Below are 25,253 nucleotides of genomic sequence, written 5' to 3'. Positions count from 1 at the left end.
GCCGTCGCATCCGCATCGAGAGCGTCGAGTGGGTCATCGACCGAGACGTGGGAGTTCTCGGGCTTCAGTTCACCGGACCCGTGCGAACAAGTCGCATCCGCTCACCTACTTGTCGGAGGCGACGGATCGCGGTAGTATGCACCCGACAGCAGCCGAGTTCGCCGACCGTGTCCACGCAGCGTACGGACTCGAACCATCCATCGAGGAGTTCCCAGAGGGGACGAAGACCGCCCGAGATGCGGCCGTCGCTATCGGCTGTTCGGTCGCACAGATCGTGAAAAGCATCGTCGTCGTCGTCGACGGCGAGGTGGTCGTCGTTCTCACCGCCGGGGACAACCGCGTCGACACCGACGCACTCGCCGCCGAACTCGGGGCGGAAACAGTTCGGACCGCGACCCCCGACGAAGTGAAACGTGCGACCGGATGGAGCATCGGCGGCGTACCGCCGTTCGGACACGAGACACCGGTGGCGACGTATCTCGACGAGTCGCTCCGCTCCCACGACCAGATCTGGGCTGCTGCTGGAACGCCAGACGCCGTGTTCGAACTGTCTCCGGCGACGCTGCGGCGGATCGCAGAGCCCGAACCGGTGGACGCGTTCGAGCCTACATAAATCGGATAGCGCGATACCGAATCCGGTACGGTGAGAATCCGCGGTGGGTTCAATGACCGCGGCCGGAGACACAGCGAACGTATGTTCCGATACATCGAGGACCGCAACGAGGGACCGGTACTCGCCGTCGGCTTCACCGATCAGGTCACCGAAGAGGACTTCCAGGCGCTCAGCGACGAGATGGACGAACGCGTCCGCGAACACGGTTCGGTGCGCCTGTACGTCGAGTTCGACGGGATTCCGCGTCCGGAGTTGGAGGCACTCGACGACGATCTGAAGCTGTGGCGCCAGTTCAGCGACGACATCTATCGGTACGCCATCGTCGGCGAAGGACGGCTTCTCGAATGGTCGACGGCGGTCGCCGACCTACTCACCAGCGTCGAGGTCGAGTTCTTCGAACACGACGACCGCGACGAGGCCTGGGACTGGGTCAGCGAAGGAATCACGGTTTGAAACCCGGGGCCGGCTTCTGTCCCGCCGTTGGGCGGTCTGAGTCGAACCGTTGAACTCGGTCGCCGTCCTCCCGCCGGTATGGCGATTCTCGAATCCTTACCGGCGCGACCGCTCCGTTCGGCTGAGTTACAGGCACTTCGTGACGCAGACAGCGTCACCGAGGCGGCACCGCTCGGTGTCGACGACGACGACATCCGGGCGTTGGCGGTTCAGGCGGGCGAGACGATATTCGGCCTCGGCTACGACCCCGACGAGGGGTGGAGCGTCGTCGACAGACGCGAGGCGGGCGACCCCGAAGACCTCGCGGCGGTTCGTAACAGTCTGAAGTCGTGGGAGGCGCGGCGGGCGGCACGCGAGAGCGAGGAGTGACCGGCGACCGAGCGCCGACCATCACCAGTCGCATCGTGACAGCTAGTTATCGTTCGTAACCCGGTTCGGATGCGAACTGCTATATGCCGGGCAGCCGTTAAGCCGTCGATGGCAGTAGAAGAAGCACGAACGGCGGAATCTGTTGAGTCGGTCGATGCGGGCCCGTGTCCGATCGTCGACGCGATCGAGCAGGTGGGGTCCCGGTGGCGGCTGGTCGTGCTTCACGACTTGCAGGACGGCGAGAAGCGATTCAACGAACTGAAGCGCTCGACGGACGCGAGCGCCCGGACGCTCTCGCGCGTCCTCGACGACCTCCGGGAGATGGACTTCGTCGAGAAGCGGATGGAACCCGACGCGCCGGTGGCGACGTACTACTCGCTGTCGGCGAAAGGCGAGTCGCTCTCGCCGGTGTTCAACGAGGTCGAGGCGTGGGCTGGCGAGTGGCTCGAAGCCTGCGCCGAGTAGTCGCTCGGCGACACGCACATCACGGGGCTTTACTAGTGCGCTCGCAGGCGGTGTAGTCGGTGACTCGATGACCGACGAGGACGACCTGCGCGGCGTGCCCGGCGTCGACGAGACGTTCACGACGACACACGCCGTGAGCGTCGGCGACGCTCGCGAACTCCCACTGGCCGACGACAGCGTCGACCTCGTCGTGACCTCGCCGCCGTACCCGATGGTCGAGCAGTGGGACGACCTGTTCTCGTCGCTCGATCCGTCGCTGTTGACGGCGCTGTCTGCCGCGGAGGACGGCGACCAGGCCGCCGCCGAACGCGCGTTCGACGCGATGCACGAGACGCTCGCACCCGCGTGGCGCGAACTCTCACGAGTGCTCGCGCCGGGCGGCATCGCCTGCGTGAACGTCGGCGACGCCACGCGGTCGCTCGGCGGGCGCTTCCGTCTGTGGGACAACGCCACTCGCATTGCGGACACGCTGATCAGGTCGGGACTCGACCGATTGCCGGGTATCCTCTGGCGTAAGCCGACGAACGCGCCGACGAAGTTCATGGGGAGTGGGACGCTCCCGCCGAACGCGTACGTCACACTCGAACACGAACACGTCCTCGTGTTTCGCAACGGTGGGCGCCGCTCGTTCGACGCTGGCGACCCCGCACGCTACGCGTCGGCGTACTTCTGGGAGGAGCGCAACCGCTGGTTCTCGGACACCTGGGACGACCTCCGCGGCGTCGAACAAGCGCTCGACGCGACGGGCTCACGCGAGCGGTCGGCGGCGTTCCCGGTGGAACTCCCCTACCGGTTGATCTGTATGTTCTCGGCGTACGGCGACCGCGTCCTCGACCCGTTCTGGGGGACCGGGACGACGACCGTCGCCGCGATAACCGCCGGACGCGACTCCGTCGGCGTCGAACACGACCGGCAGTTCCTCGCGGACTTCGCCGACCGCGTCGAGACAATCCCGGCGTTCTCACGCGAACGCGGACAGCGTCGCCTCCGCGACCATCGGGCGTTCGTCGCCGACCGCGACGAGCGACCATCCTACGAAGCGACTCACTACCAGTTCCCGGTCGTGACGAAACGCGAACGAGACATTCGGCTGTACGCGGCGAGTGCCATCTCACGAAGCCCGGGCGGCTACCGCGTCACTCACGAGGCACTTGACGGCGATGAATGAATCAGTGGAGACGTAGTCGACCCGCAGTGCTCACAACAAGCCGATTGTGAACGACCCGACGCCGAACAGTCCGAGCGTCACCAGTAGACGGCCGACGCTGCCGATGAACGTCGCGACGGCGAACCGGACGTAGTCGCGTTCGAGGACGGCGAACGCGTAGATGGAGAGCGTGTCGGGGAAGAACGGCACACACAGCGCCAGTGCGAGGCCGGCGTATCCGAACCGTCGAGCGAGTTCGACGGTCGCGCTCTCGGACAGTTCGATGATGTTGAATCGGGAGTTGCGCATCCACCGGATGACCGGTCCCGACTGCTTCGCCTCTTGGCCGATGTGGAACGCGAACACCGAGCCTGCGGCCTTTCCGAGGCCCGACACTAACATAATGACCGAGAGTTTCGCCCACGTCGGTAGTCCCAGATCGAGCGGCGCGAGCAACACGATCTCGCTCACGCCCGGAAGCGCGAACGCGATGAGGAACGAGTACACGAAGATGATTCCGAGTCCGACCCAGCCAGTAGCGGTCTCGACGAGTCGGGTCAGCCAGTCGAACTGCGGCCAGAACCCCGGTTCGGAGACGAGAAGGGCCACGGTCGGGTCGACCGGGGCCGCCAGGACTGCGGGGACGAGTGTCACAGTCGAATGGCTGGTGTAGCGGAGAATAAGTCCCGTGGTTCCCGGCGAGGTTTCCCGTCACACTGGCGACGCGTCGCCTACAGACAGTCGTCGAGGTCGGCGAGAAACGCCGATAGCGACGCCTCAGTGACGTGTGGCATCACGACGATGCGCGCCTCGTCTGCACCCGTTCGTGACAGTCGCCAGTCGCGACCGCGAAGATCAGCGAACACCGAGTCCGGTAGGTCGAACGCCACCAGCGGCAGTTCGGGGTCGACAACGTCGAGGCCGCGCGACCGGAGGCGGTCGGCGAGCCACGTCGCCAGTTCCATCGCGCAGTCGTACTCCGCGCGGTAGCCGTCGGGCCACAGTTCGTCCATCACAGCGGCGGCGCTGGCGACGCCCGCGCCCGACCGCGTGCCGGTGAGACTCGCCTGTGACGCCGTCTCTAAATACGGCGTCTCCACCGCGAGCGAATCGAGCGTCGACCGCTCGCGCGAGAGGAGGCCGCCCGCGGGCACGGCCGCCTGTCCGACCTTGTGTGGGTCGACCGTCACCGTCGAGACGCCGTCCACCTCGAACCCCCAGTCGTGCCCCGAGAACGGGAGGTAAAAGCCGCCCCACGCGGCATCGACGTGGAGTGGAATCTCCGCGTCGACCGCGATATCGGAGAGTGCGGGGATGGGGTCGACGCGACCGTACTCGGTCGTCCCGGCGACGCCGACGAGGAGCGCTGTGTCGTCGTCGACGGCGGCGGCGACGGCGTCGAGGTCTGCGCGGCCGTCCGCGTCGGTCGGGACGGTGCGGAGGTCGACGCCGAGGACCGACGCAGCCTTGTGGAAACTGAAGTGCGCGGACTCCGGCGCGACGACGACCGGCGACTGTGCGTCGGCGCGGTCGCGGGCGGCCCGAACCGCCTGGATGTTCGACTCCGTGCCGCCGCTGGTGACGTAGCCAAGCGACCCGAAGTCGGCGTCCGTTCCGTCGACGGCGTCGGTGAGGCCGGTCAGGTCGGCGAGGCCCGCGATGGTCTCGCGTTCCAGTTCTGCGACCGTCGGGTACGTCGCGGGGTCGCCGGGGTTCGTCGCGAGGAACCGCTCGGCGGCGCGCCTGGCCGCCGGATGCGGCTCGGTGCACATCGAGGAGAGTACCCGGTCGAACGACTGCGGGCGACGCTCGGGCACGGGCGACTGCATTGGAGATGAAAGGACGCGAACGGAACTTGTGGGTTCCGCTTCTTACCGGATGTCGTCGAGGATGAGTTTCTGTTCGGTCCGCTTGACCTCGTGTTGCACGTCGCGGACGGCGTCGATGTTGGCGGAGATGCTAGTGACGCCCTTCTCGACGAGGAAGTCGACCATCGCAGGCTTCGAGCCAGCCTGCCCGCAGATGCTCGTGTCGACGTCCATCTCGCGGCAGGTGTCGATGACGTCACCGATGAGCGAGAGGACTGCGGGATGGAGTTCGTCGAAGCGGTCGGCGACGTTGCCGTTGTTGCGGTCGACCGCGAGCGTGTACTGGGTGAGGTCGTTCGTCCCGAAGGAGGCGAAGTCGATGCCGCACTCGGCGAGTTCCTCGATGCAGAGTGCGCTCGCGGGCGTCTCGATCATCACACCCCAACGGCGCTTCTCTGGGGAGATACCGACCGCTCGCATGTGCTCAACGGCCGCCTCAACGTCGCTGGCGTCGTTGACGAGCGGGAACATCAGTTCGACGTTGTCGTACCCCATCTCGTAGAGGCGCTTGAACGCCTGCAACTCCTGTTGGAACACGTCCGGCTTGTCGAGCGACCGGCGGATGCCGCGCCACCCGAGCATCGGGTTGTGTTCGTTGGGTTCCGTCTCGCCGCCCTCCAACTCGCGGAACTCGTCGGTCGGCGCGTCGAGCGTCCGCGCGCGGACGGGTCGCGGGTAGAACTCCTCGGCCACCTCGCGGATGCCCGAGACGAGTTCCTCCACGTACGCGTCTTCGCCGTGGTCGGCGATGTACTTCTCGGGCGTGACGCCCAGCGACAACACCATGTGCTCGATACGGAGGAGACCGACGCCATCCGCGCCCGTGGCGGCCGCACGCTCTGCGGCCTCGGGGATGGAGACGTTCACCTTCACCTCCGTCGCGGTCATCGGCTTGACCGGCGTCTCAGGACGGACTGCCTCGACGGGTTCGTGTTCCTCCTCGGTCGAGGTGATTTCGCCCCGCCGGATGGTCCCCTTGTCGCCGTCGATGGTGACGGTCTGGCCGTCCGAGAGGACGCTGGTGGCCGACCCCGTTCCGACGACCGCGGGCACGCCGAGTTCGCGGGAGACGATGGCTGCGTGGCTGGTCATCCCACCTTCGTCGGTGATGATGCCGACCGCACGCTTCATCGCGGGCACCATGTCGGGCATCGTCATCTCGGTCACGATGAGGTCACCCTCCGCGACCTGGTCGAGGTGGTCGAGTTTTGTCACGATACGGACATTTCCCGAGACGATGCCCGGTGACGCGCCAAGTCCTCGCAGGAGCACCTCGTCCTCACCGGAGGAGTCGGCGGCCTGCGAGCCAGTATCGGCGTCGACGCCGCCGTTCGTCGCCGCCTCTCGCTCGTCGGCGACGGCGCTCGTGTCGGTCGTCCCTGCAGGCTCGGAGATGGTCGTGATCGGCCGCGACTGGAGCATGTACACCTCGCCGTCGTACACCGCCCACTCCACGTCCTGCGGCGTGCCGTAGTGGTCCTCGACCTGCCGCCCAAGTTCGACGAGGCGTTCGATCTCGGCGTCGCCGAGGACCTGCGCCTCGCGTTTCTCCGCGGGCACGTCGCGTTTGACCGTCTCGCCCGTCTCGGGATCTTTCTCCATCAGGAGTTTCTTGTCGGCGACGGTCACCGTCTCGACCGCCGCAGTTTCGCGGTCGACCACGTAGTTGTCCGGCGAGACAGACCCGGAGACGACCGCCTCACCGAGTCCCCACGCCGCCTCGATGATGATCTCGGGTTCGCCCGTGGAGGGGTGGGACGTGAACATCACGCCCGACTTCTCGGCGTCGACCATCTGCTGGACGACTACGGCGATGTCGACCTCGCTGTGCGGGAACCCCTTCTGCTGGCGGTAGTAGATGGCGCGTTGGGAGAACAGCGACGCCCAGCACTCTTTCACGCGGTCGATGAGGGCGTCCTCGCGGACGTTGAGGAACGTCTCCTGCTGACCGGCGAAGGAGGCGTCGGGCAGGTCCTCGGCGGTCGCAGACGACCGGACGGCGACGAACGCCTCGCCATCGCCGCCGACCGAGCGGTAGGCGTCGAGGATCTCAGAGCGGACGGACTCAGGCATTTCCGTCCCGAGAATGAGATCGTGGGCGGTCTGCTCGGCCGCGCGAAGCGCCGCCGAGTCCTCGGGGTCGATGTCCATCGCGGCGAACAGTTCCTCGTCGATACCCGCCTCCTCGATGAACGTGCGATAGGTGCCCGCGGTGACCACGAAGCCCGGCGGGACCGGCAGGCCCGCGCCAGTCAGTTCCCCCAACGAGGCCCCTTTTCCGCCGACGGTGTCCAGGTCGTCGGCGGAGACGTCGTCCAGCCAAAGTACAGCCATTTTCGTACGAAAACGGACAGACACCTACATCAAGAAGGTTCCGACCGGCGCAACCGTCTCGAAGTCTGTACTCGGTTTTGAGTACCTCTCGCCGTCGCTCGTCCCGTCTCGCGTTCGGACATACGAGGCGGTGGAAGGGTGGAATTGGTGGTCGCCACCGCGACCCGCGGGGTTTTCGACGCGGGGGTTCACAGCGTCAGTATGAGCGACTCACCCGGGTCGTCCACAGCGTCTGACGACCCGCCGGAGGAACCGTATCTCGCGGCGGCCGCGGCCGACCGCTGGGACGTCCTGCGCTATCCGGGCGACACCGGGCCGGTCCACCGCGTCGTCCCGGCGGGCGCGGGGTCGTCGGTCGTCCGGACGTACCAGCGCCGCGCGCGGTCGCGTCGCCGAATCCTGTTGGCACTCGTCCCGGTGGCCACTATCGGCTTGCCCGCCGCCGGATGGCTGGTCTGGGACACGTTCGGTATCGCCGTCGGCGTGTTCGTCGCCGCGGTGACGGCTGCCATCATCGTGCGCCGCCACGTCGCCGAAGACGCCGAGGAGATGGCCGACGTACCGGAGGTCGTCGACGCCAGCGCCTCGGCCGAAACCGCGCGGTCGTACGGCTTGGAGAACGGCGACACCATCGCCGACGCGGAGGCGTACCTCGCCGCGAATCCGGGGGCGAGGCCGGACCGGTCACCAGAAGACGCACTCGCAGCCGCGAGGCGCGAGAACGACCGCTCGTAGGCGGGTTTCTGCGAATCAGACTGTTCGAGTAAAACCGCAGTACAGAACAGCGAATCGGAACGCGCGCAGTCGGCCCTTGTCAGGCTTCCAGAATCTCGTCGTCCTCGCTCTCGGGAACTCGGATCGTTCCCTCGAACGACGTGACTGCGTCGCCGCCGACGACCGGGGGGCCGCCGGTCGCGCGCACCCGGACGCGACCCGGCCGGTCGAGGAAGTGCCCCTGTTCGAACACCAGTTCCTCGGGTGTTCCTGTCGACTCGCCGGGGCCGGTCGGCGTGCCCGGCGCATCGCTCGCGTCGCCGCCGCGGAACGCGCCGAAGTGGTCGAGATACGCACCGCAGGCACCGCTGGCGGTGCCGGTCACGGGGTCCTCGTCGATGCCGCTTCCGGGGACGAAACAGCGGCCGTGGACGGTCGCCTCCGGCCCGAGGGCGTCGAAGGTGAACGCGTACACGCCGGCGGCGTCGTGTTCGTCCGCGAGGGCGGCGACCGCGTCGAAGTCAGGGGCCATCTTGCCGAGGTGTTCGAGGAAGTTGACCGGGACGACGAGGAACGGGAGTCCGGAGGTGGCGTACGCCACCGGGAGGTCTGCGCCCACGTCGCGGAAGGCGTTGTCGTCGACACCGAGGACACGCCCCAGTCGGTCGTAGTCGACTTCTACCTCGTAGATGGTCGGGTCGTTCTGCGTCATCCAGACGCGGCCCTCGTCGGTCACCTCCACGTCGATGACGCCGACGTTCGTCTCCAACGAGTGTGTCCCGGCGTCGATCACACCTGTCTCGAACAGGCGGGCGTGCGAAGCGATTGTCGCGTGGCCACAGAGATCTATCTCCGTCGTCGGTGAGAAGTAGCGCACACGGCGGTCGGCCTCCGAAGACGGCAGGAGGAAGGCGGTTTCGCTAACCGCGAGTTCGCGTGCGATGGCTTGCATCTGGTCGGTCGCGAGGCCGTCGGCGTCCGGTACGACCCCGGCGGCATTGCCTGCCGTGGGGTCGTGGGTGAACGCGTCGACCAGTGCCGCCTCTCGGCGGTCGACTCCGTCGCTCGCCGCGGCGTCGTCCGTGTCGGTCATAGCCACACCTCGGGCCCGTCGCGTCAAAACACCACGTGGTCCGTGCCAGTCGACTGGTGCGCTCCGATTCTCGTCGCCGTCGTGCGGTCAGTTCGTCGCCCCGCCGACGACGCGGTGCACGCCGTCGCCCTCCTCGGGAAGGATGGGTCCGGCGGCGACCACGTCGCTTCCGAGACGCTCGTACACGGTCGCAGAGTCGAGGTACGTGTCGCGGTCGTACAACTCGGCCGCGCGTTCGGCGGAGGTGCTGTGGACGACTGCGCCGAGGCCGACGTGGGCGATGCCGCCCGCACACATCGGGCAGGGTTCGGTGCTGGTGTACATCACGAGGTCGCGTCGCTGGGTGGGCGAGAACTCCCGACCGGCCCGATGTGCCAGCGTCAGTTCGGGGTGGCGTCGCACGTCGTCGGCGGTGTTGACGGCGTTTCGCTCGGTCATAATCACTGCTCCGTCGGCGGCGCGAACGATCACCGACCCATACGGGTCGTCACCGCGTTCGGCGGCGCTTCGCGCCAGTTCTAGACACTCCCGGACGTGCGCCTCGTGGTCGAGGTCCGCAAATCGCTCCGGCAGTCGCTCGGTCGGCGTGCCCATACTCGCCGTACGCATCGTGCTATTGTGTACCTATCGGCAGTCGACGGCCGGCCGAACAGTTACGGGCCTCGCCTCACTGGTCGGACGTGATGGTCTCCGATCCAGCGTTCCCTCCAGCGGTTCCGCTCGCGTTCGCCGCGTGGTTCGCGACCGTCGGCGGGGTCGCAGTGACCGCCTCGACGCTCGCAGTCGCGTACGCCGTCATCGTCGACGCACGGGCCCGCGACGTGTCGCTGCCGACGCTGTGGGGCGTCGCTTCGGTCGCGATGTGGCCGATTGGCCTCTACTACGTGGCTGTCGTTGCACGGCGACGTGAGCGGTCGAGTCGGCGGACACGTCGCGAACTCGCGATCCTCTCACTCGCGGCAGGCGGCCTCGTCTCGTTCGTCACGGTGGCGACGCTCGCTCCTCCGGACCCCGTCACGCAACTGCTGTGGGCCGGAATGCTCGTTCCGGCGCTCGCGTCGCTCGTGTACGTCTTGTCGACCCGTCTCCGTCGCGACCGACCCCGACACGACTAAACGGACGGTCACACGAGAAGGGACAATGACCGAGATACACGAAGGGCAGCGAGTGGCCGTGTTGGCCGACTCGCAGAACCTGTATCACTCCGCCCAGAGCGTCTACTCGCGCAACGTCGACTACTCGATGATGCTGGAGAAGGCGGTGATGGGGCGGGAACTCACCCGCGCCATCGCGTACGTCATCCGCGCCGACTCCCCCGACGAGGAGTCGTTCTTCGAGGCGCTTCGCGACATCGGCTTCGAGACGAAGATCAAGGACATCAAGACGTTCGGTGACGGGTCGAAGAAGGCCGACTGGGACGTGGGCATCAGCCTCGACGCCGTGACGCTGGCGGACCACGTCGACACACTCGTTCTGTGCAGCGGTGACGCGGACTTCTCGCGACTCTGCTCGCACCTCCGCCACGAGGGCGTCCGCGTCGAGGTCGTCGCCTTCGAGGAGTCGGCGGCGGCGGACCTGAAGGCGGCGGCGGACTCCTTCATCGACATGTCCGAACGCGAGGACACCTTCCTGTTATGAGCGGTGACACCACCATCGACGACCTGCAGACTGCTGCAGACTACCAGTTCGGCGCGGGCGCGGGCGAGGCGCTGTTCTCGACCGACGAGGACCTCACCGTCCGCCGGTCGACGAGTGGGCGGCCACGACAGGTGACGTGTGACGCTGGCCGCATCGTCTCGTACGGGACGGACGGCCGCTTCACGCTCGGCGTCGAAGGCGGTCGTCGCCTTCGGTCGGCGCTCCCGCACCCCGAGTACAGCGTCGTCGTCGGCGACGAGTCCGCGCCGTTCGTGCGCGACGGCAAGAACGTGTTCGCCAAGTTCGTGAGCGACGTCGGCGACAGCGTCCGCCCGCGCGACGAGGTGGTGGTCGTCCACGAAGACGGCACGGTACTCGGCGTCGGTCGCGCGGAACTGGCGGCCGCGGAGATGCGCGACTTCTCGTCGGGGATGGCGGTGAAAGTGAGATCGGGGGCCGGCCCGGAGTGACCGGCCCTCGGGGGGCGGGTACCCGCGTTCCCCTCTCGGGGACAGAGTGGCGACCCAAGCACGCAGGTCTCCCGCAGGTCCGGGTCGGGAAAGCGACGAAATAAAATTGTCGGCAGAATGCGGCGACGTTGCCCCGCCTGCATACAGTCTCTTCGTCGAAGTCTCCGATCAGATCGCGGTCACCAGGAGCCACCCACCCCAGCCGAGGAGTGCTCCGGCGTTGACGAACGGCAGGCCCGCGTGGACGCCGGCGCGGCGGTGGACGAACACCTGGAGCGCGACGACGCCGACGAGCGAGCCGAGCACCGATGCGAGCGCCGCTGACGACACGCTCACCTGTCCGACAGCCACCGCGGGACCGACGGTGTGGACCGCGAGACTCGCCGATAGCATCGCCGGAAACAGCGCATCCCCAGCGCCCAGCACCGTCGCAGCGGGCGCTCCCGACCCGCCGACGCGGAGGCGGGAGTCGTCGTAGCCGTCTTCCGTCGGCACGACGAACATCGACGGCACGCGAAGTTTTGCGCCCGCGTCGGCGATGTCGGTCATAAAACCGGAGCCGTAGACGGCGTAGGCGTCGTACCCGGCGGCGACGACCAACGCCGCCGCGGCGTACACGGGAGCGAGGCTCGCGCCGAACAGCCCAGCACCGCCGGCGACGCCGATGACCGCGGCGGCGTTGCGAACGACCGGGCGTGGGACGCGCCACGCGAGGAGCGTTCCGACCGCCGCCGCGACGACCCCGGGGACCGCACCGAGGAACGCGGCGAACGCGAACCACTGTGCGGTCCCGAGTGACACGAGCATCAGCCCTCTGACGACCCGTTCGCTGGTTCCGAACCTGACGACGGCCAGCGACAGGAGCGTGCCGACGACGAGGCCGATGACGAGTGGGACCAGTGCGTCGCCGCCGTCGCCGTAGCTGACACCCGCCCCCAAGAGCCGCGGGGCGACGCCGAGCGCGAGCAGTTGGACGACGAGAAACAGCACCGTGACGCCGGCACCCCCGCGAACTCGTGGATCCGACAGCGGGTTCCTCGACCCCGCGGGACGCTCGCTCACAGATACGGCGCGAGTCCGAGCGCCTCGACAAGCGACACGCCGGCGACGAGCGACCCGACGAGGTAGCCCGTTATCGCACCGCCGTTGAGCAGGGGAAGCCCGGCGTGTGGGCGGCCCTTCAGCACCATCCGCAGGAGGATGCCGAGGCCGACGAACATCCCGACGACCGACAGCAGCGACGGCAGCCCCATCGCGGGGACGCCCGGCAGGCCGAACGCGGGGGCGGGCGACCACCGTGCGGCCGACGCGGCCATCACCGCGGGCATCACGGCGTCACCGAGGCCGATGAAGAAGACGTCGCGGTCTTCGGGTTCGGTTCCCTCTGTCGCGTCGCCGACGTCCTCCGACAGCAGCGAATACGACCACTCGAGCGGGATGACGAGGACGACCGGGATGTTGAGGTCGAGGACGCCCTCCGCGAGGTCGAGCATATGCTCGGTGCCGTACACGGAGATGGCGTCGTACACCGCGAGGACGGTCAACAGGATGAGCGCCGGGAGGATGCCGAAGGAGATGCCGAACAGGCCCGCCGCGCCCGCGCCCATCAGCGCACCCGCCGAGTCGATGACGTACCACTCGGGGTACACGAGGAGGGCGACGGCGACGAGCGCGGAGGCGGCGAGCGCCGGAATCTGCGGGAGGTACACCGAGAAGACGTACCACGACAGCAGCGCCGACGACCCGACGATGACGAGGCGAACCGCCCAGTCGAAGTCGTACTTGAACGCCGCGAGCATCAGCGCCGTGACGACGAGGATCGCGCCGACGTACGCGGCGGAGTTGGTCGGATTCTGCGGATTCTCGACCGCCTGATACCCGGCGGCCTCGAACGTGGGCGCCAGCGAGATTGCGCCCACGTGCACGACGAGGAACAACAGCCCCGCGAGGAGGACTCCGCGAAGCGCGCGCGTATTCATCGACCGCGGGTTGGCGTGGGCCGCGTTTGGTGGTTGTGGTTCGAAGGCGTCGCCGGCCCGTCCGCGCGGGTCGTGTGAGCCCTGTACCCACCCGAAGTCGAGTCGCTCAGTCGTCGAGATACGGCTTCTCGATCTGTTGGTCGCCTCCGAGACGGCGAGTCAGGCGTCGAGTGACGATATCGAACAACGCGACGAGTGGACTCAGCACCCGTTCGACGTACGAGATCGGACGGGCGACGCGGAGGCTCCACGACTCCGCGTGTCCCAAGCCGTAGGACTTCGGGACGATCTCTCCGAACACGAGGACGAGAACGCTCACAGTAATCGTCGCTATCACGACGGTGAAGCCCGGCGGAACGAACCGAGCGACGAGGAGCGTCACGATGCTGGTGATGGCGATGTTGACGAGGTTGTTGCCGACGAGCAACGTGACCAAGAGGCGATGTGGGTCCTCGCGGAGTCGCTGGAGTGTACTCCCGTTCGGATCATCCTCAGTGGCGGTCTGCGTCCACTCGTCCGGGAGCGAGAAGATTGCCGACTCACTGCTGGAGAAGAACGCACTCATCGCCAACAGGACCGCGACTGCGAGGAGTGACGGAACCAGAATCGAGTATGTACTCATTATGCGATTCGTGCGTGGGTACGCGTATGAAAGCCGGTGGTGCCGACGGTGGAGCGTCTTGACCGCGGCCGACCGGCCGGGTCGGCCACCCCCGTCACCGATCCCGCAGATTCGATATAGCACGAAAGCGTTTACGGCGTCGGGGTTCGAACAGGCTCGTAGAGATGCGTAATCTACCGAATTCGGCCGATACGGGGGCTGTAGTGGGTCATCCGTCTGTCTGACGCAGGTTTATACCGCTGGCTGCGCGTGAGCGAGTATGGGAAATCGGGTCGAGGACCTCGAAACGCAGGTCGCTGAGTTGCAGGCAGCAGTCGACGGACTGACCGAGGAACTGGTCGAAGCGAAAGAGCGCATCTCGCAGTTAGAACAGGCGACGACCGTTGAGGAGGAGTCGTCCCCGAGTCGGAATCCGAACGCCGAGTTCGTCCCGAACGAGTCGGCGACGAAGACCGACGAGAAGGTGATGGCCGACGACGAGGACGACGCACAGAAGGCGGCCCGCGGTGCGGACAGCGAATCGGCCGACGGCGCCGACGAAGACTCGGCAGACGACGACTCCGACGACATCATCGTCGCGTAAGCGGACCGGCGGCGCTCCCGGAGCAGAGCGTCACGGCGAACACACCACGCTCCAGACACACGTATGCACATCAAGGAACTCGTCCTGGACAACTTCAAGAGCTTCGGGCGGCCGACGCGGATCCCCTTCTACGAGGACTTCACCGTCATCACGGGGCCCAACGGCTCCGGCAAGTCGAACATCATCGACGGGGTGTTGTTCGCACTCGGCCTCGCCCGAACGCGCGGCATCCGCGCGGAGAAACTGACCGACCTCATTTACAACCCCGGCTACGAAGACGGCGACGGGCCGCCGGGTGCCCGCGAAGCCAGCGTTGAGGTCGTCCTCGCGAACGACGACGGCACGCTCGACCGTTCGCAGGTCGTCACCGCCGCAGGCAGCGACGACGTGGGCGACGTCGAGGAGATAACGATCAAACGTCGGGTGAAGGAGACCGAGGAGAACTACTACTCGTACTACTACCTCAACGGTCGCTCGGTCAACCTTTCGGACATCCAGGATCTGCTCGCGCAGGCGGGCGTCACGCCCGAGGGCTACAACGTCGTGATGCAGGGCGACGTGACCGACATCATCAACATGACGCCCCACGAGCGCCGGGGGATCATCGACGAAATCGCCGGCGTCGCGGAGTTCGACGCCAAGAAGGAGGACGCCTTCGGTGAACTGGAGACGGTCGAGGAGCGCATCGACGAGGCCGACCTCCGGATCGAGGAGAAGGAGGACCGCCTCGACCAACTCGCGGACGAACGCGAGACGGCGCTGCAGTACCAGGACCTGCGCGACGAGAAACAGGAGTACGAGGGCTACCTGAAGGCCGCGGAGTTGGAGGACAAACGCGCGGACCTCGAGGAGACCCGCGAGTCGATGGAGTCGCGGGAGGCCGAACTCGAGGAGTTGCGCGCGGAACTCGACGAGCGACAGGCGACAGTCGACGACCTCCAGTCCGACCTCGACGAGATCAACGCAGAGATCGAACGCAAAGGCGAGGACGAACAGATCGCGATCAAATCCGAGATCGAGGAGATCAAAGGCGAGGTCTCCCGCCTCGAGGGGAAGATCGAGAATCAAGAAGAGCGTCTCGACACCGCCGAGAACGAACGTCGCGAGGCGTTCGTCGCCATCGACAAGAAAAGCGAGGAAGTCGAAGAACTCGAGTCGGAGATCCGCGAGACGAAAGTCGAGAAGGCGAATCTCAAGTCGACGCTGACGACGAAGCGCAGCGACCTCGCGGAGGTGCAAGCCGAAATCGACGACGTCGACACCGAGTTCGACGAACTGAAAGAGACGCTCGCGGAGAAGAAGGAACGTCTGGAGGACCTCCGCTCGGAGAAGAACGAACTTCAGCGCGAGAAAGACCGCCTCCTCGACGACGCCCGCCGTCGCTCGAACGAGATCGGTGACGTGGAGGACGAACTCCAGGAGACCCGCGAGTCGATCCCGTCGCTGAACCAGCGCGTGTCGAACCTCCACTCGGAACTCGACAAAGCCGAGAAGAACAAAGCGAGCATCGACGGCGTCATCGAGGATCTGCGGGCGGAGAAAGCGGAGTACCGCGAGGAGTTGGAGGGCGTCGAGGAGGACATCCGCGAGAAACAGCAAGAGTACTCACGACTGGAAGCGCGGGCGGGCGACTCCGGCGACACGTCGTGGCCGCGGGCCGTGACGACCGTAACGAACGCGCAGTTCTCGGGCGTCCACGGGCCGGTCGGCGAACTCGCGTCGGTGCCCGGGCAGTACGCGAAGGCTTGTGAGACGGCCGCTGGCGGCCGCCTCGCGAACGTCGTCGTCGACGACGACAGCGTGGGTTCCGACTGCATCGACTACCTGAAACAGCGGAACGCGGGCCGTGCGACGTTCCTCCCGATCACGGAGATGGACAACCGGCGGCTTCCGTCGCTCCCGAACGACCCCGGCGTCGTCGACTTCGCCCGCAACCTCGTCGACTACGATCCACAGTACGAGGGCATCTTCTCGTACGTCCTCGGGTCGACGCTCGTCGTCGAGGACATGGAGACTGCGCGCCACCTGATGGGCAACTACCGGATGGTGACGCTCGACGGCGACCTCGTCGAGAAGTCCGGTGCGATGACCGGCGGGTCGGGCGGCGGGTCGCGCTACTCCTTCTCGAAGTCCGGCAAGGGGAAGTTGGAGCGGGTCGCCGAGGAGATACACGACCTGGAAGACGAGCGTCAGCGACTGAAATCCGAGATCAGCGACGTTGACGCCGACCTAGAGGACGCCCGTTCGCGTGCCTCTGACGCCGCTGACAAGGTCCGAGACATCGAGTCCGACATCGAGCGAGCGAACGAGAAACTCGCCGACGAGGAAGACCGGATCGACGAACTGGAGGACCGCCTTGACGAACTCCGCGCGGAACGCGAGTCGGTCGACGAGGAGATGACCGACCTCGACGCCGAGATCGACGACGCCGACGAGGAGATTGCGGCGATGGAGGCGGACATCGAGGAGTTGGAGACGGAACTGGCCGACTCGAAGATCCCGGAACTCTCCGCCCGTGCCGACGAGATTCGCGGGGAGATCGAGGACGTCGAAGCCCGGATGGACGACCTCGACAGCGACCTCAACCAACTCCAACTGGAGAAGCAGTACGCCGAGGACGCCATCGACGACCACCACGACACCGTCGAGGAGGCGCAGGCGAAGAAGGCCGACGCCGAAGCGCAGATCGAGGAGTTCGAAGCCCAGATCGCCGACAAAGAGGAGACGCTGGAGGCGAAGCGCGACGCCATCGCGGAGTTAGAGGAGGAACTCGCGGACCTCAAGGAGGACCGCGAGGCGGTGAAGGAGTCGCTTCGGGAGGCGAAGTCCGCCCGAGACGACCAAGAGGCCGACGTCGAGCGTGTCGTCTCGAAACTGGAGTCGCTTCGGGAGGCGGCCGAACGGCTGGAGTGGGAGATCGACTCGCTCGAAGAGGAGGTCGGTGCGTACGACCCCGACGAGATTCCCGACCACGATACGGTCGAGTCGGAGATCGAACGGTTGGAAGGCGAGATGGAGGCCTTAGAGCCGGTTAATATGCTCGCCATCGACGAGTACGACGACGTGGAATCCGACCTGCACGATCTGCAGGAGCGTCGTGACGTTCTCGTCGAGGAGCGAGAGGCCATCGAGGATCGCATCGACCAGTTCGAGGCACAGAAGAAGCGGACATTCATGGACGCGTTCGAGGCCATCGACGAGCAGTTCACCGATATCTTCCAGCGACTGTCGGCGGGGACGGGCGAACTCGTCCTCGAAGACCCCGACGACCCCTTCGAAGGTGGTCTGACGATGAAAGCTCAGCCGGCGGACAAACCCGTCCAGCGACTGGACGCGATGTCGGGCGGCGAGAAGTCGCTGACTGCGCTGGCGTTCATCTTCGCCATCCAGCGGCACAACCCCGCGCCGTTCTACGCACTCGACGAGGTGGACGCCTTCCTCGACGCGGTCAACGCCGAGCGTGTCGGCGAGATGGTCCACGACCTCGCGGGCGACGCGCAGTTCGTCGTCGTCAGCCACCGCTCGGCGCTGTTGGAACGCTCGGAGCGTGCCATCGGCGTGACGATGCAGTCGGACAACATCTCCGCCGTCACGGGCATCCAGTTGGGTGAGGACGGCGAACCCGTCCCGGAGGTGCAGGCGGATGATTGAGACGCCCGACGACATCGACATCGCCCACCCCGACGAGACCGACGACGACGAGGTCGAGCCCGTGGAACTGCTCGTCAACCTCGCCGAGGAGGGTGAGATCGATCCGTGGGACATCGACGTGGTCGAGGTGACAGACGCGTTCCTCGACCGCCTCGACGAGACCGACCTGCGGACAGGTGGTCGAGCGCTGTTCTACGCGAGCGTCCTCCTGCGGATGAAATCGGACGATATGCTCGCGGCCGACGACGAGGACCCAGAGGAGGAGATCGAACCGTGGGAGGCCGCCTTCCAAGACGACGCCGCAATGCGCGACGACGGCCCCATCGACGACGGGTTCGATCCGATCGACGCCCTCGAAGACGAGATGGACCGCCGCCTCGACCGCAAGAGCACGCGCGGGTCGCCCGAGACGCTCGACGAACTCGTGCGGGAACTCCGCGAGGCCGAACGCGGGACGTGGTGGAAGGAGTCGCGCCAGTACGACACCAGCGCGTCGCCCCGGGGCTTCTCACGCGGGACGCAGACGCTGGAGTACCACGACGCCGACAGCCTTCGCCGGGAGGGCGAACCGGGTGAGGAAGACGTGACGGGCACGACCCACGAGGAGGATATCGAGGCTGTCATCGACGACGTCCGCGGCCGCCTCCGCCCGCAGTACGACCGCGGCCGGGCGGAAGTGCTGTTCCGTGAGGTGTCGGACGTGGGCACGACCGCCGTGATGACGTACCTCGCCTTGCTCTTCCTCGCGCACCGCGGCGAGGTGACGCTCGAACAGGACGACCTGTTCGGCGACCTGTGGGTGCGCGACGTGTCGATGGCCGCCGCGGGCGACGAGGCGACGGCGGACTAAACCGACACGGCTCTTCTCGAGTAGCCGAGCGAGGATGCGACGGGACGGGTCCGTTCGCTGCGGCCTGTAATCGGGGGCGACCGTTAACTCCACTCCACGAGTTATATAACCGACACGAACGAGTGTCTGCAGCGGTGTCGAGCGGTGCTCGCTCGTCCCCGAGTCAACGCCTGCGTGCGCACCTCCGTGTCGTGATGGTGGATGACTGTGTCCAGATCCGTTCGACGAGCCACCGACTGCAGTAGTCCGACTTCCGGTGCGGCAGGGAACTGGTGCCTGTCTGCTTCGGGGAGGACGGCCGACCGACAGCGCGAGGAGAGTACCGTGAGGTGCGTCTGATGGTAGCCGGCGTGTCAGAGATGTTCGAGTCGCTCATCGGTCTCCTCCTCACGATTCAGGGGGTCGCCGCGACAGTGGGACTCATCGCCCTGATGGCACAGTTCGGGATCCAACTGACACCTGGCGACGTCCTCCGGACGACTCGTGAGTACAATCTCGTCTTGCGATGGGTCCTCGCGAACTTGCTATTCGTCCCACTCGCCGCAGCGCTGTTTGGAATCGTGTTCCAGCTTCCACAGCCGCTCGCAATCACGCTCGTGCTGGTCGCCGTCGCCCCCGGCGCTCCGTTCATCCCGCTGCTGGTAGGGATGGCCGGGCAGGACTCTCACGAAGCGGTTCGACTGACGGCGGCGCTGACTTTCGTGGCCGTGGCCACCGTCCCGCTGTTCGTCGCCGTACTGTTGTTCATCCTCGGCGTCGAGTCCGACTTCTCCCCGCGGCGACTTCTGGTCCCACTGAGTGTCGTACTCCTCGCACCGATGATCGCGGGCATCGCCGTTCGAACACGGCGCCCTGCACTTGCCGACCGTCTCGCCCGCCCGATAGCGGCTCTCGCCAATCTCGCGCTGGCTATAGCCCTCAGCATCATCGCGCTCCTCGGCTTGCCCCGAATCGTCGAGGTGTTCGCGGTCCTCTTCGGGACGGGAGCGATCCTCCTCCTGACGTTGTTCGTGTTCGTGTCCATCGGCATCGGGTGGCTCTTGGGAGGGCCGACCCCGCAGAGTCGGCGTGTGCTTGCCCTCGGAACTGCCGGACGGAACGTCAACATCGCCCTGTTCGTCGCCACCGGAGCGTTTCCGGCGTCGGGCGTAGATGGTGGAATCATCGCGTTCACCGTGTTGATGTTCGTCGTCTCGATACTCGTGGCTCGGTACTGGCGACGAACTCCACCGTCCGACGGCGCCGAGACTCACAGCTAGTAACGTTCGGAACGTCGCGCTTACTCGTCGAGGTACTGGTCCACGAAGATGCCGACGCGCTCACGCGTCTCCTCGGGAACGGCTTCCGCGGGCGTGTTGATGGTGCCCTCCAGCGACCCGTGCGCCTCGCAGTCCAGTTCTTCGGGGAACGTGCGGATGGCTTCCTCGACGGTCTCTTTGATCGCCTCCTCGTTGGCGGCGGCGTTCTCCAACACTTCCTCCAGGGTCACCTCGGCGTCCTGCTTCCACACGTCGTAGTCGGTGACGCCGGCGACCGTCGCATACGCCATCTCCGCCTCGCGAGCGAGTTTCGCCTCAGGGATGGCGGTCATCCCGACGAGGTCCCACCCCTGCGACTTGTAGAACTCCGACTCCGCCTTCGTGGAGTACTGCGGGCCCTCGATGCAGACGTACGTCCCCTCGTCGACGACGTCCGACTCCGAGTCGATGCTGTCGAGTGCACGCTCGGCGGCGTCGGCGAGGTGGTCGGCCAGTTTCGGGGAGTACGGCCGCGTAAACGGCTGGTGAACGACGATGCCGTCACCGAAGAACGAGAGATCGCGGTTCTTGGTCCGGTCGTAAATCTGGTCGGGAATGACGAGCGTCTGTGGCGGCAGTTCCTCCTTCAGCGACCCGACAGCGTTGCTGGCGATGATGTACTCGACGCCCGACTGCTTCAGCGCGTGGATGTTCGCCTTGTACGGGAGGTCCGTCGGCGAGCGCTGGTGGTCGGGACCGTGGCGCGGCAGGAACACGACCTCGCGACCGGTGTCGCCGAACTCACCGATCTCCAAGGGAGCAGACGGTTCGCCGAACGGTGTCGTTACCTCCTCGGTACGGGTGTCGCGGAGCGGGAGCGCCTCGTAGATTCCGCTGCCGCCGATGAAGCCGATTGTCATACGTTGGCCGTGTTCGGTGGGTCCGGGCTAAAGGACACGGATCGAAGTGAGAGAAGGAGGTCTGCGCGACGGATCAGGCCGTCGCGGTCGCGTCGTCCGAGCGCTCGGCCGCCAGCGACTCCGCACGGGCTTTCAGCGCCTCGTTGACGGCGGCGAAGTTGGCGTGCCAGTCGTCGCCGTAGCGCCGGAACAGCAGTCCAGCGAGGAGGCCGGTGAATCGCTCGTCCTGCGTCAGTCGTGCGGTGTCGTCGTCGACCGCTTCGACGCGGAAGCGGTGTTCGCCGTCGAACAGGCCGCGCACCCACAGGTGACCGATCCAGCGGAGTTGCGAGCCGTCGGCCTGTTTCACCGTCGGGCGGAACGTCGGCGCCGACCCCGCGGCGGGGCCCGGAGCGACGGCGAGTCGCTCACCCGCCGCGGCGACGCCGTCGATGCGCGTGTACTCGTTCCACTCGGGGTAGGCGTCGAAGTCGGTGAGCACCTCGTACACCAGGGCAGCGGGGGCCGCGATGTCGGTCGTGACGGAGATGTTGGTCATACCGCACAGTACGCGCGCTGAGGAGAAATACCAGTACGTCAACTACCACGCGAGTCCGACGGCCGGATGGAGAGACAGAACAGACAGATATACAACACTTATTGGGGGGGACATCCAGCCCTTCCCTATGGACATCGTGTCAACGGTGGCCGGACTTGTCGCTGGCGTCGGCGTCGTCGCCGCGACGACGGTGCTCGTCGGTCTCGTGGCGACCCTCGTCGTTCCGGGGTTCAGAGTGTGGCCGCCGGGCGACGACGACGGACTTCGACGGGCGTACCTCGTCTGCTCGCGGACGTTTTTCGTCTGTTTTCTCGTGGCCGGCGGCGTCGGGTTCGGGGGCGTATCAGTTCCCGCAGCCGTGCGCGTCGCCGGCGGCGTTCTCGCGGCAGTGGCGTTCGTTACGCTCACCCGGGCTGACCTCGGTGAGGAGAACACGCGAGGGCGTGCGGAGGGGTTGGTCACCGGCGGGACGTATCACTACAGCCGGAACCCGCAGGTCGTCGGGTTCGTCGGCTTATTCGTCGGCTACGCGCTCGCGACGGCCGCGCCTACGGCGGGTGTGCTCGCCGTCCTCGGCGTCGCGTGGATGCTGCTCAGCGTGTTCGTCGAGGAACCGTGGCTCCGCGAGCAGTACGGAGACGCCTACGAGGCGTATCGTCGGTCTGTTCCCCGGTTCGTCGGGATCCGGACAGTCCGTCGGTGGCTCGGGACCGACTGAAAGTTCCCGCCTCCGATCCACACGCCTTTGTACGACCACGTGAGAGCCACGTCGGGACAATGCTACTCGCCGGAACCGTCGTCGCCGACCCCGACACCGTCATCGAGGACGGTGCGGTGGTCGTCGAGGACGACACTATCACTGCTGTCGGCGACGAGTCGATGCTTGTCGACCGCTACCCCGACCACGAGCGCCGCGAGTTCGGCATCGTCGCGCCCGGAACCGTGGGCGCGCACGTCCACTCCGTCCAGTCGCTCGGGCGCGGTATCGCGGACGACGTGTCGCTGCTCGACTGGTTGCACGACCACGTCCTCCCAATGGAGGGCGGCCTCGGCGCCGAGGGGATGCGCCTCGCGGCGGAACTCGGCTATCTGGAGTGTCTCGAGTCCGGCGTGACGACCGTCATCGACCACCTCTCGGTCCACCACGCTGGGGAGGCGCTGGAGGCGGCCATCGACTCGGGTATCCGCGCCCGCGCCGGGAAGGTGCTGATGGACACGAACGCTCCCGACGGCCTCCGGCAGGACACGGGGCGGGCGCTCGCGGAGTCCGAGGGCCACATCTGGAAGTACCACGGCGCGGCCGACGGCCGGATTCGCTACGCCGTCACGCCACGCTTCGCCGTCACCTGTACCGACGAGTGCCTGCGCGGGTGTCGCGAACTCGCCGACGCCTACGACGGCGTCCGTATCCACACCCACGCCTCGGAGAACACCGACGAGATCGAACTCGTCGAGGAGCGGACCGGCCAGCGAAACGTCGAATACCTCCACGAGGTCGGCCTCACCGGCGAGGACGTGATCCTCGCACACTGCGTCCACACCGACGAGGCTGAACGCGACATCATCGCGCAGACGGGCACACACGTCACCCACTGCCCGAGTTCCAATATGAAACTCGCGTCAGGGATCGCGCCCGTCGAGGACTACCTCGACCGCGGCATCAACGTCGCCCTCGGCAACGACGGCCCGCCGTGTAACAACACGCTCGATCCGTTCACCGAACTCAAGCAGGCGAGCCTTCTCGCGAAGGTCGACGGGTTCGACCCCACCGCCGTCGACGCCGCGACCGCGCTTCGGATGGCGACGCTCAACGGCGCACGCGCGGCCGGATTCGAGCGAGTAGGGGCGATCCGAGAGGGGTGGACTGCGGACGTCCTCGGCATCGACACGGACCTCACCCGGGCGACGCCGGTCCACGACCCCATCAGTCATCTCGTGTTCGCCGCTCACGGTGACGACGTTCGGTTCACGATGGTCGACGGCGACGTGGTGTACGACGAGGCCGCCGGCGGCCACCAGACGCTCGACGCCGAGCGGATTCGCGCGGAGGCGAACGCTTTCGACGTGCCGACGGCCGCGACGTCCGAGGAGTAAGCGCCGTCGTCACGGCGGTCGCTCAGCGTGGCAGTCGACGCCGGCGAACCTAGTCGACTGACGTACACGATCCGACAGGTCGCACGCGAAGTGCCCGCCGAGAGCGTGGTGAGTGGTATCACGGGTGAGAAGCGTTCAAGACCCACCTTCGCTTCGTAGGAGTATGACCGATTCTCCTTCGGCAGCGAACGGCTCGGATCTCGTCGAGGGGGACCTCCTCCGGCCGATGTTGCGGGTCGCGTGGCCGCTCGTGCTCATCCAACTCCTCCAGGTGGCGTACAACGTCGCCGACACCTTCTGGTTGGGTCGGCTCTCCGCGGACGCGGTCGGGGCGCTCTCGCTGGCGTTCCCCATCGTCTTCCTGTTCATCAGCGTCGGCGGCGGCTTCACCGCCGCGGGTGCGATCCTCGTCGCCCAGCACACCGGCGCGAGCGCTGCGAGCGGCGGAAGCGACCGCGAGGCCGGGAAGGTCGCCGGGACCGTGCTCGGGTTCGTGATGCTCGTCGCGATGGTGCTCGGAGCCCTCGGCTACGTCGCCGTCGGCCCGGCGCTGTCACTCATCCCCGCCGACGCGCAGACGGCGACCGATATTGTCCCGCTGGCGGCGGCGTATATGCGGGTGTTCTTCCTCGCGACGCCGTTCCTGTTCGGCTTCTTCGTGTTCGTCTCGCTGATGCGTGGCTACGGCGACACCCGCGCTCCGCTTCGCGTGATGGTGATCTCCGTCGCGATCAACGTCGTCTTCGACCCGTTCCTCATCTTCGGGTGGGGGCCGTTCCCCGCGCTGGGGATCGAGGGCGCGGCGTGGGCGACGCTCATCTCGCGGGCGGTCGCTACGGTCGTCGGCTGGTACGTCCTGTTCGGCACGCCCGCCGGACCGGCGGTCAAGATCAGCGATCTGGTTCCCCAACCGCGAATCGTCAAGAAGGTCGTCCGCCTCGGCGTCCCGTCGGCGCTGGAGCAGTCGGGCGTCTCGCTGGCGTTCGTCGTCCTGACGGCGCTCGTGGCGACGTTCCCGCCGGCGGTCGTCGCGGCGTACGGCCTCGGCAACCGCCTCATATCGCTGGTGTTCCTCCCCGCGATGGGGCTGGCACAGGCTGTCAACACCGTCGTCGGGCAGAACCTCGGCGCGGAGAAACCCGACCGCGCGTGGCGGGCCGTTCGGGCGGCACTTGGCGTCGTGACGGCGGTGATGATCCCGCTGACGCTGCTGACGGCGGCGTTTCCCGCACCCATCGTGCAGGTGTTCCTGCCGCCGGGGTCGCCGGACGCCGCCGCGACCATCGAGTACGCGGCGACGTACCTCCGGGTCGCGTCGGTGATGTTCGTGTTCCTCGGCGTGTTCGAGATATCGCGCGGTGCGTTCCGCGGGGCCGGCCGGACGACCACGGCGCTGGCGCTGTCGCTCGTGGCGGTGTGGCTGGTTCGCGTCCCCGTCACCTACGCCGCGGTGTTCGTGTACGACTTCGGCACGACGGGCATCTGGTGGGCGGTCGTCGCCGGCGACGTGGTCGGTGCTATCGTCGGCCTCGCGTGGCTGCTTCGCGGCACGTGGATGCGGTCGGTGGTCGATCCCCCCGCAGGCGTCCCGGCGGACGACTGACGGCAGGCACG

General features: G+C 66.8%; 26 protein-coding genes. 16 read left to right on the top strand and 10 right to left on the bottom strand.

What is annotated here, in order from left to right; genetic code table 11:
- The first annotated feature begins 136 nt into the window (after positions 1–136).
- The 5 genes from P0D77_RS11740 to P0D77_RS11720 all read left to right on the top strand — a co-directional run bounded on the left by P0D77_RS11740 (position 137) and on the right by P0D77_RS11720 (position 3,068).
- The gene (locus tag P0D77_RS11740) at positions 137–613 is read left to right on the top strand and encodes a YbaK/EbsC family protein (RefSeq protein WP_277553265.1); all 477 of its coding nucleotides are present in this window, start codon (positions 137–139) and stop codon (positions 611–613) included.
- 81 nt (positions 614–694) lie between these two features.
- Complete coding sequence (locus tag P0D77_RS11735; protein ID WP_277553264.1) at positions 695–1,066, top strand: SpoIIAA family protein; 372 nt, start codon at positions 695–697, stop codon at positions 1,064–1,066.
- A 78-nt stretch (positions 1,067–1,144) separates the two neighbouring features.
- Entirely contained in the window at positions 1,145–1,435 is a 291-nt protein-coding gene (locus tag P0D77_RS11730; protein WP_277553263.1) for a DUF7964 domain-containing protein, read from the top strand.
- Between the two features lie 108 nt (positions 1,436–1,543).
- Positions 1,544–1,900, top strand: a complete 357-nt coding sequence (locus P0D77_RS11725; protein WP_277553262.1) for a winged helix-turn-helix transcriptional regulator — start codon at positions 1,544–1,546, stop codon at positions 1,898–1,900.
- Positions 1,901–1,967: 67 nt separating this feature from the next.
- Positions 1,968–3,068, top strand: coding sequence for a DNA-methyltransferase (locus tag P0D77_RS11720; protein ID WP_277553261.1), 1,101 nt, complete (start codon positions 1,968–1,970; stop codon positions 3,066–3,068).
- A gap of 30 nt (positions 3,069–3,098) precedes the next feature.
- Here the strand turns inward: P0D77_RS11720 and P0D77_RS11715 are convergent, their stop codons facing one another.
- The 3 genes from P0D77_RS11715 to ppsA all read right to left on the bottom strand — a co-directional run bounded on the left by P0D77_RS11715 (position 3,099) and on the right by ppsA (position 7,249).
- Positions 3,099–3,656 carry a YqaA family protein gene (locus tag P0D77_RS11715; RefSeq protein WP_277555792.1) on the bottom strand — a complete coding sequence of 186 codons (558 nt, stop codon included), beginning with the start codon at positions 3,654–3,656 and terminating at the stop codon, positions 3,099–3,101.
- Positions 3,657–3,778: 122 nt separating this feature from the next.
- Positions 3,779–4,876 (bottom strand): tyrosine decarboxylase MfnA, encoded by a 1,098-nt coding sequence (gene mfnA, locus P0D77_RS11710; protein WP_277553260.1) that lies wholly within the window; start codon positions 4,874–4,876, stop codon positions 3,779–3,781.
- A gap of 42 nt (positions 4,877–4,918) precedes the next feature.
- Positions 4,919–7,249 carry a phosphoenolpyruvate synthase gene (gene ppsA / locus P0D77_RS11705; RefSeq protein WP_277553259.1) on the bottom strand — a complete coding sequence of 777 codons (2,331 nt, stop codon included), beginning with the start codon at positions 7,247–7,249 and terminating at the stop codon, positions 4,919–4,921.
- Between the two features lie 201 nt (positions 7,250–7,450).
- Here ppsA and P0D77_RS11700 point away from each other — a divergent pair, with 201 nt between their 5' ends.
- Entirely contained in the window at positions 7,451–7,984 is a 534-nt protein-coding gene (locus tag P0D77_RS11700) for a hypothetical protein (RefSeq protein WP_277553258.1), read from the top strand.
- Between the two features lie 79 nt (positions 7,985–8,063).
- Here P0D77_RS11700 and P0D77_RS11695 read toward each other — a convergent pair whose 3' ends face one another.
- Together P0D77_RS11695 and P0D77_RS11690 are read right to left on the bottom strand one after the other, a co-directional pair.
- Entirely contained in the window at positions 8,064–9,056 is a 993-nt protein-coding gene (locus tag P0D77_RS11695) for a PhzF family phenazine biosynthesis protein (protein WP_277553257.1), read from the bottom strand.
- A gap of 87 nt (positions 9,057–9,143) precedes the next feature.
- Positions 9,144–9,650: a nucleoside deaminase gene (locus tag P0D77_RS11690; RefSeq protein WP_277553256.1), complete on the bottom strand. Its 507-nt coding sequence runs from the start codon at positions 9,648–9,650 to the stop codon at positions 9,144–9,146.
- A gap of 89 nt (positions 9,651–9,739) precedes the next feature.
- Here P0D77_RS11690 and P0D77_RS11685 point away from each other — a divergent pair, with 89 nt between their 5' ends.
- The 3 genes from P0D77_RS11685 to P0D77_RS11675 are packed head-to-tail and all read left to right on the top strand — an operon-like array spanning position 9,740 to position 11,164.
- Positions 9,740–10,171 carry a hypothetical protein gene (locus tag P0D77_RS11685; protein ID WP_277553255.1) on the top strand — a complete coding sequence of 144 codons (432 nt, stop codon included), beginning with the start codon at positions 9,740–9,742 and terminating at the stop codon, positions 10,169–10,171.
- Positions 10,172–10,196: 25 nt separating this feature from the next.
- Complete coding sequence (locus P0D77_RS11680; protein ID WP_276236991.1) at positions 10,197–10,694, top strand: LabA-like NYN domain-containing protein; 498 nt, start codon at positions 10,197–10,199, stop codon at positions 10,692–10,694.
- A complete protein-coding gene (locus tag P0D77_RS11675) occupies positions 10,691–11,164 on the top strand; it encodes a PUA domain-containing protein (RefSeq protein WP_277553254.1) in 474 nt (157 codons plus the stop codon). The genes P0D77_RS11680 and P0D77_RS11675 overlap by 4 nt, the downstream gene beginning before the upstream one ends.
- A gap of 168 nt (positions 11,165–11,332) precedes the next feature.
- Here the strand turns inward: P0D77_RS11675 and P0D77_RS11670 are convergent, their stop codons facing one another.
- The 3 genes from P0D77_RS11670 to P0D77_RS11660 all read right to left on the bottom strand — a co-directional run bounded on the left by P0D77_RS11670 (position 11,333) and on the right by P0D77_RS11660 (position 13,765).
- Positions 11,333–12,226, bottom strand: a complete 894-nt coding sequence (locus P0D77_RS11670) for a presenilin family intramembrane aspartyl protease (RefSeq protein WP_277553253.1) — start codon at positions 12,224–12,226, stop codon at positions 11,333–11,335.
- A complete protein-coding gene (locus P0D77_RS11665) occupies positions 12,223–13,143 on the bottom strand; it encodes a presenilin family intramembrane aspartyl protease PSH (RefSeq protein ID WP_277553252.1) in 921 nt (306 codons plus the stop codon). The genes P0D77_RS11670 and P0D77_RS11665 overlap by 4 nt, the downstream gene beginning before the upstream one ends.
- Positions 13,144–13,249: 106 nt before the next feature.
- Positions 13,250–13,765, bottom strand: coding sequence for a DUF21 domain-containing protein (locus P0D77_RS11660; RefSeq protein WP_277553251.1), 516 nt, complete (start codon positions 13,763–13,765; stop codon positions 13,250–13,252).
- A 259-nt stretch (positions 13,766–14,024) separates the two neighbouring features.
- Between P0D77_RS11660 and P0D77_RS11655 the strand changes: the two genes are divergently transcribed.
- The 4 genes from P0D77_RS11655 (at position 14,025) to P0D77_RS11640 (ending at position 20,108) form a co-directional block, all read left to right on the top strand.
- Positions 14,025–14,348: a DUF7518 family protein gene (locus tag P0D77_RS11655; RefSeq protein ID WP_277553250.1), complete on the top strand. Its 324-nt coding sequence runs from the start codon at positions 14,025–14,027 to the stop codon at positions 14,346–14,348.
- Between the two features lie 63 nt (positions 14,349–14,411).
- A complete protein-coding gene (smc, locus tag P0D77_RS11650) occupies positions 14,412–17,999 on the top strand; it encodes a chromosome segregation protein SMC (protein ID WP_277553249.1) in 3,588 nt (1,195 codons plus the stop codon).
- On the top strand, positions 17,956–18,849 hold the full coding sequence (locus P0D77_RS11645) for a segregation/condensation protein A (RefSeq protein ID WP_432764803.1): 894 nt from the start codon (positions 17,956–17,958) through the stop codon (positions 18,847–18,849). Before smc ends, P0D77_RS11645 begins: the two co-directional genes overlap by 44 nt.
- A 338-nt stretch (positions 18,850–19,187) precedes the next feature.
- Positions 19,188–20,108, top strand: coding sequence for a bile acid:sodium symporter family protein (locus P0D77_RS11640; protein ID WP_277553247.1), 921 nt, complete (start codon positions 19,188–19,190; stop codon positions 20,106–20,108).
- Positions 20,109–20,128: 20 nt separating this feature from the next.
- On the opposite strand, the gene mtnP is transcribed toward P0D77_RS11640, so the two are convergent.
- On the bottom strand, positions 20,129–21,007 hold the full coding sequence (gene mtnP / locus P0D77_RS11635) for an S-methyl-5'-thioadenosine phosphorylase (protein WP_277553246.1): 879 nt from the start codon (positions 21,005–21,007) through the stop codon (positions 20,129–20,131).
- Between the two features lie 73 nt (positions 21,008–21,080).
- Positions 21,081–21,545 carry an SRPBCC domain-containing protein gene (locus tag P0D77_RS11630; protein WP_277553244.1) on the bottom strand — a complete coding sequence of 155 codons (465 nt, stop codon included), beginning with the start codon at positions 21,543–21,545 and terminating at the stop codon, positions 21,081–21,083.
- Positions 21,546–21,672: 127 nt separating this feature from the next.
- Between P0D77_RS11630 and P0D77_RS11625 the strand changes: the two genes are divergently transcribed.
- From P0D77_RS11625 to P0D77_RS11615, 3 genes are all read left to right on the top strand, one after another.
- Positions 21,673–22,263, top strand: coding sequence for a methyltransferase family protein (locus tag P0D77_RS11625; RefSeq protein WP_277553242.1), 591 nt, complete (start codon positions 21,673–21,675; stop codon positions 22,261–22,263).
- A gap of 59 nt (positions 22,264–22,322) precedes the next feature.
- Positions 22,323–23,639, top strand: coding sequence for a 5'-deoxyadenosine deaminase (locus tag P0D77_RS11620; RefSeq protein ID WP_277553241.1), 1,317 nt, complete (start codon positions 22,323–22,325; stop codon positions 23,637–23,639).
- Positions 23,640–23,802: 163 nt separating this feature from the next.
- The gene (locus P0D77_RS11615) at positions 23,803–25,242 is read left to right on the top strand and encodes an MATE family efflux transporter (protein WP_277553240.1); all 1,440 of its coding nucleotides are present in this window, start codon (positions 23,803–23,805) and stop codon (positions 25,240–25,242) included.
- The last annotated feature ends 11 nt before the right edge of the window (positions 25,243–25,253 follow it).

Source organism: Halobaculum limi, assembly GCF_029490015.1.
GTDB classification, from domain to species: Archaea; Halobacteriota; Halobacteria; order Halobacteriales; family Haloferacaceae; genus Halobaculum; species Halobaculum limi.
Note: the sequence above shows the minus strand (reverse complement) of the source record. Positions and strands in the feature narration are given on the sequence as shown.

What these genes read in the sequence shown, in the direction of transcription:
- P0D77_RS11740 (WP_277553265.1), top strand. Translation starts at nt 137, where the DNA reads ATGCACCCGACAGCAGCCGAGTTCGCCGACCGTGTCCACGCAGCGTAC.
- P0D77_RS11735 (WP_277553264.1), top strand. Translation starts at nt 695, where the DNA reads ATGTTCCGATACATCGAGGACCGCAACGAGGGACCGGTACTCGCCGTC.
- P0D77_RS11730 (WP_277553263.1), top strand. Translation starts at nt 1,145, where the DNA reads ATGGCGATTCTCGAATCCTTACCGGCGCGACCGCTCCGTTCGGCTGAG.
- P0D77_RS11725 (WP_277553262.1), top strand. Translation starts at nt 1,544, where the DNA reads ATGGCAGTAGAAGAAGCACGAACGGCGGAATCTGTTGAGTCGGTCGAT.
- P0D77_RS11720 (WP_277553261.1), top strand. Translation starts at nt 1,968, where the DNA reads ATGACCGACGAGGACGACCTGCGCGGCGTGCCCGGCGTCGACGAGACG.
- mfnA (WP_277553260.1), bottom strand. Translation starts at nt 4,876, where the DNA reads ATGCAGTCGCCCGTGCCCGAGCGTCGCCCGCAGTCGTTCGACCGGGTA.
- ppsA (WP_277553259.1), bottom strand. Translation starts at nt 7,249, where the DNA reads ATGGCTGTACTTTGGCTGGACGACGTCTCCGCCGACGACCTGGACACC.
- P0D77_RS11700 (WP_277553258.1), top strand. Translation starts at nt 7,451, where the DNA reads ATGAGCGACTCACCCGGGTCGTCCACAGCGTCTGACGACCCGCCGGAG.
- P0D77_RS11695 (WP_277553257.1), bottom strand. Translation starts at nt 9,056, where the DNA reads ATGACCGACACGGACGACGCCGCGGCGAGCGACGGAGTCGACCGCCGA.
- P0D77_RS11690 (WP_277553256.1), bottom strand. Translation starts at nt 9,650, where the DNA reads ATGGGCACGCCGACCGAGCGACTGCCGGAGCGATTTGCGGACCTCGAC.
- P0D77_RS11685 (WP_277553255.1), top strand. Translation starts at nt 9,740, where the DNA reads ATGGTCTCCGATCCAGCGTTCCCTCCAGCGGTTCCGCTCGCGTTCGCC.
- P0D77_RS11680 (WP_276236991.1), top strand. Translation starts at nt 10,197, where the DNA reads ATGACCGAGATACACGAAGGGCAGCGAGTGGCCGTGTTGGCCGACTCG.
- P0D77_RS11675 (WP_277553254.1), top strand. Translation starts at nt 10,691, where the DNA reads ATGAGCGGTGACACCACCATCGACGACCTGCAGACTGCTGCAGACTAC.
- P0D77_RS11665 (WP_277553252.1), bottom strand. Translation starts at nt 13,143, where the DNA reads ATGAATACGCGCGCGCTTCGCGGAGTCCTCCTCGCGGGGCTGTTGTTC.
- P0D77_RS11660 (WP_277553251.1), bottom strand. Translation starts at nt 13,765, where the DNA reads ATGAGTACATACTCGATTCTGGTTCCGTCACTCCTCGCAGTCGCGGTC.
- P0D77_RS11655 (WP_277553250.1), top strand. Translation starts at nt 14,025, where the DNA reads ATGGGAAATCGGGTCGAGGACCTCGAAACGCAGGTCGCTGAGTTGCAG.
- smc (WP_277553249.1), top strand. Translation starts at nt 14,412, where the DNA reads ATGCACATCAAGGAACTCGTCCTGGACAACTTCAAGAGCTTCGGGCGG.
- P0D77_RS11640 (WP_277553247.1), top strand. Translation starts at nt 19,188, where the DNA reads ATGGTAGCCGGCGTGTCAGAGATGTTCGAGTCGCTCATCGGTCTCCTC.
- mtnP (WP_277553246.1), bottom strand. Translation starts at nt 21,007, where the DNA reads ATGACAATCGGCTTCATCGGCGGCAGCGGAATCTACGAGGCGCTCCCG.
- P0D77_RS11630 (WP_277553244.1), bottom strand. Translation starts at nt 21,545, where the DNA reads ATGACCAACATCTCCGTCACGACCGACATCGCGGCCCCCGCTGCCCTG.
- P0D77_RS11625 (WP_277553242.1), top strand. Translation starts at nt 21,673, where the DNA reads ATGGACATCGTGTCAACGGTGGCCGGACTTGTCGCTGGCGTCGGCGTC.
- P0D77_RS11620 (WP_277553241.1), top strand. Translation starts at nt 22,323, where the DNA reads ATGCTACTCGCCGGAACCGTCGTCGCCGACCCCGACACCGTCATCGAG.
- P0D77_RS11615 (WP_277553240.1), top strand. Translation starts at nt 23,803, where the DNA reads ATGACCGATTCTCCTTCGGCAGCGAACGGCTCGGATCTCGTCGAGGGG.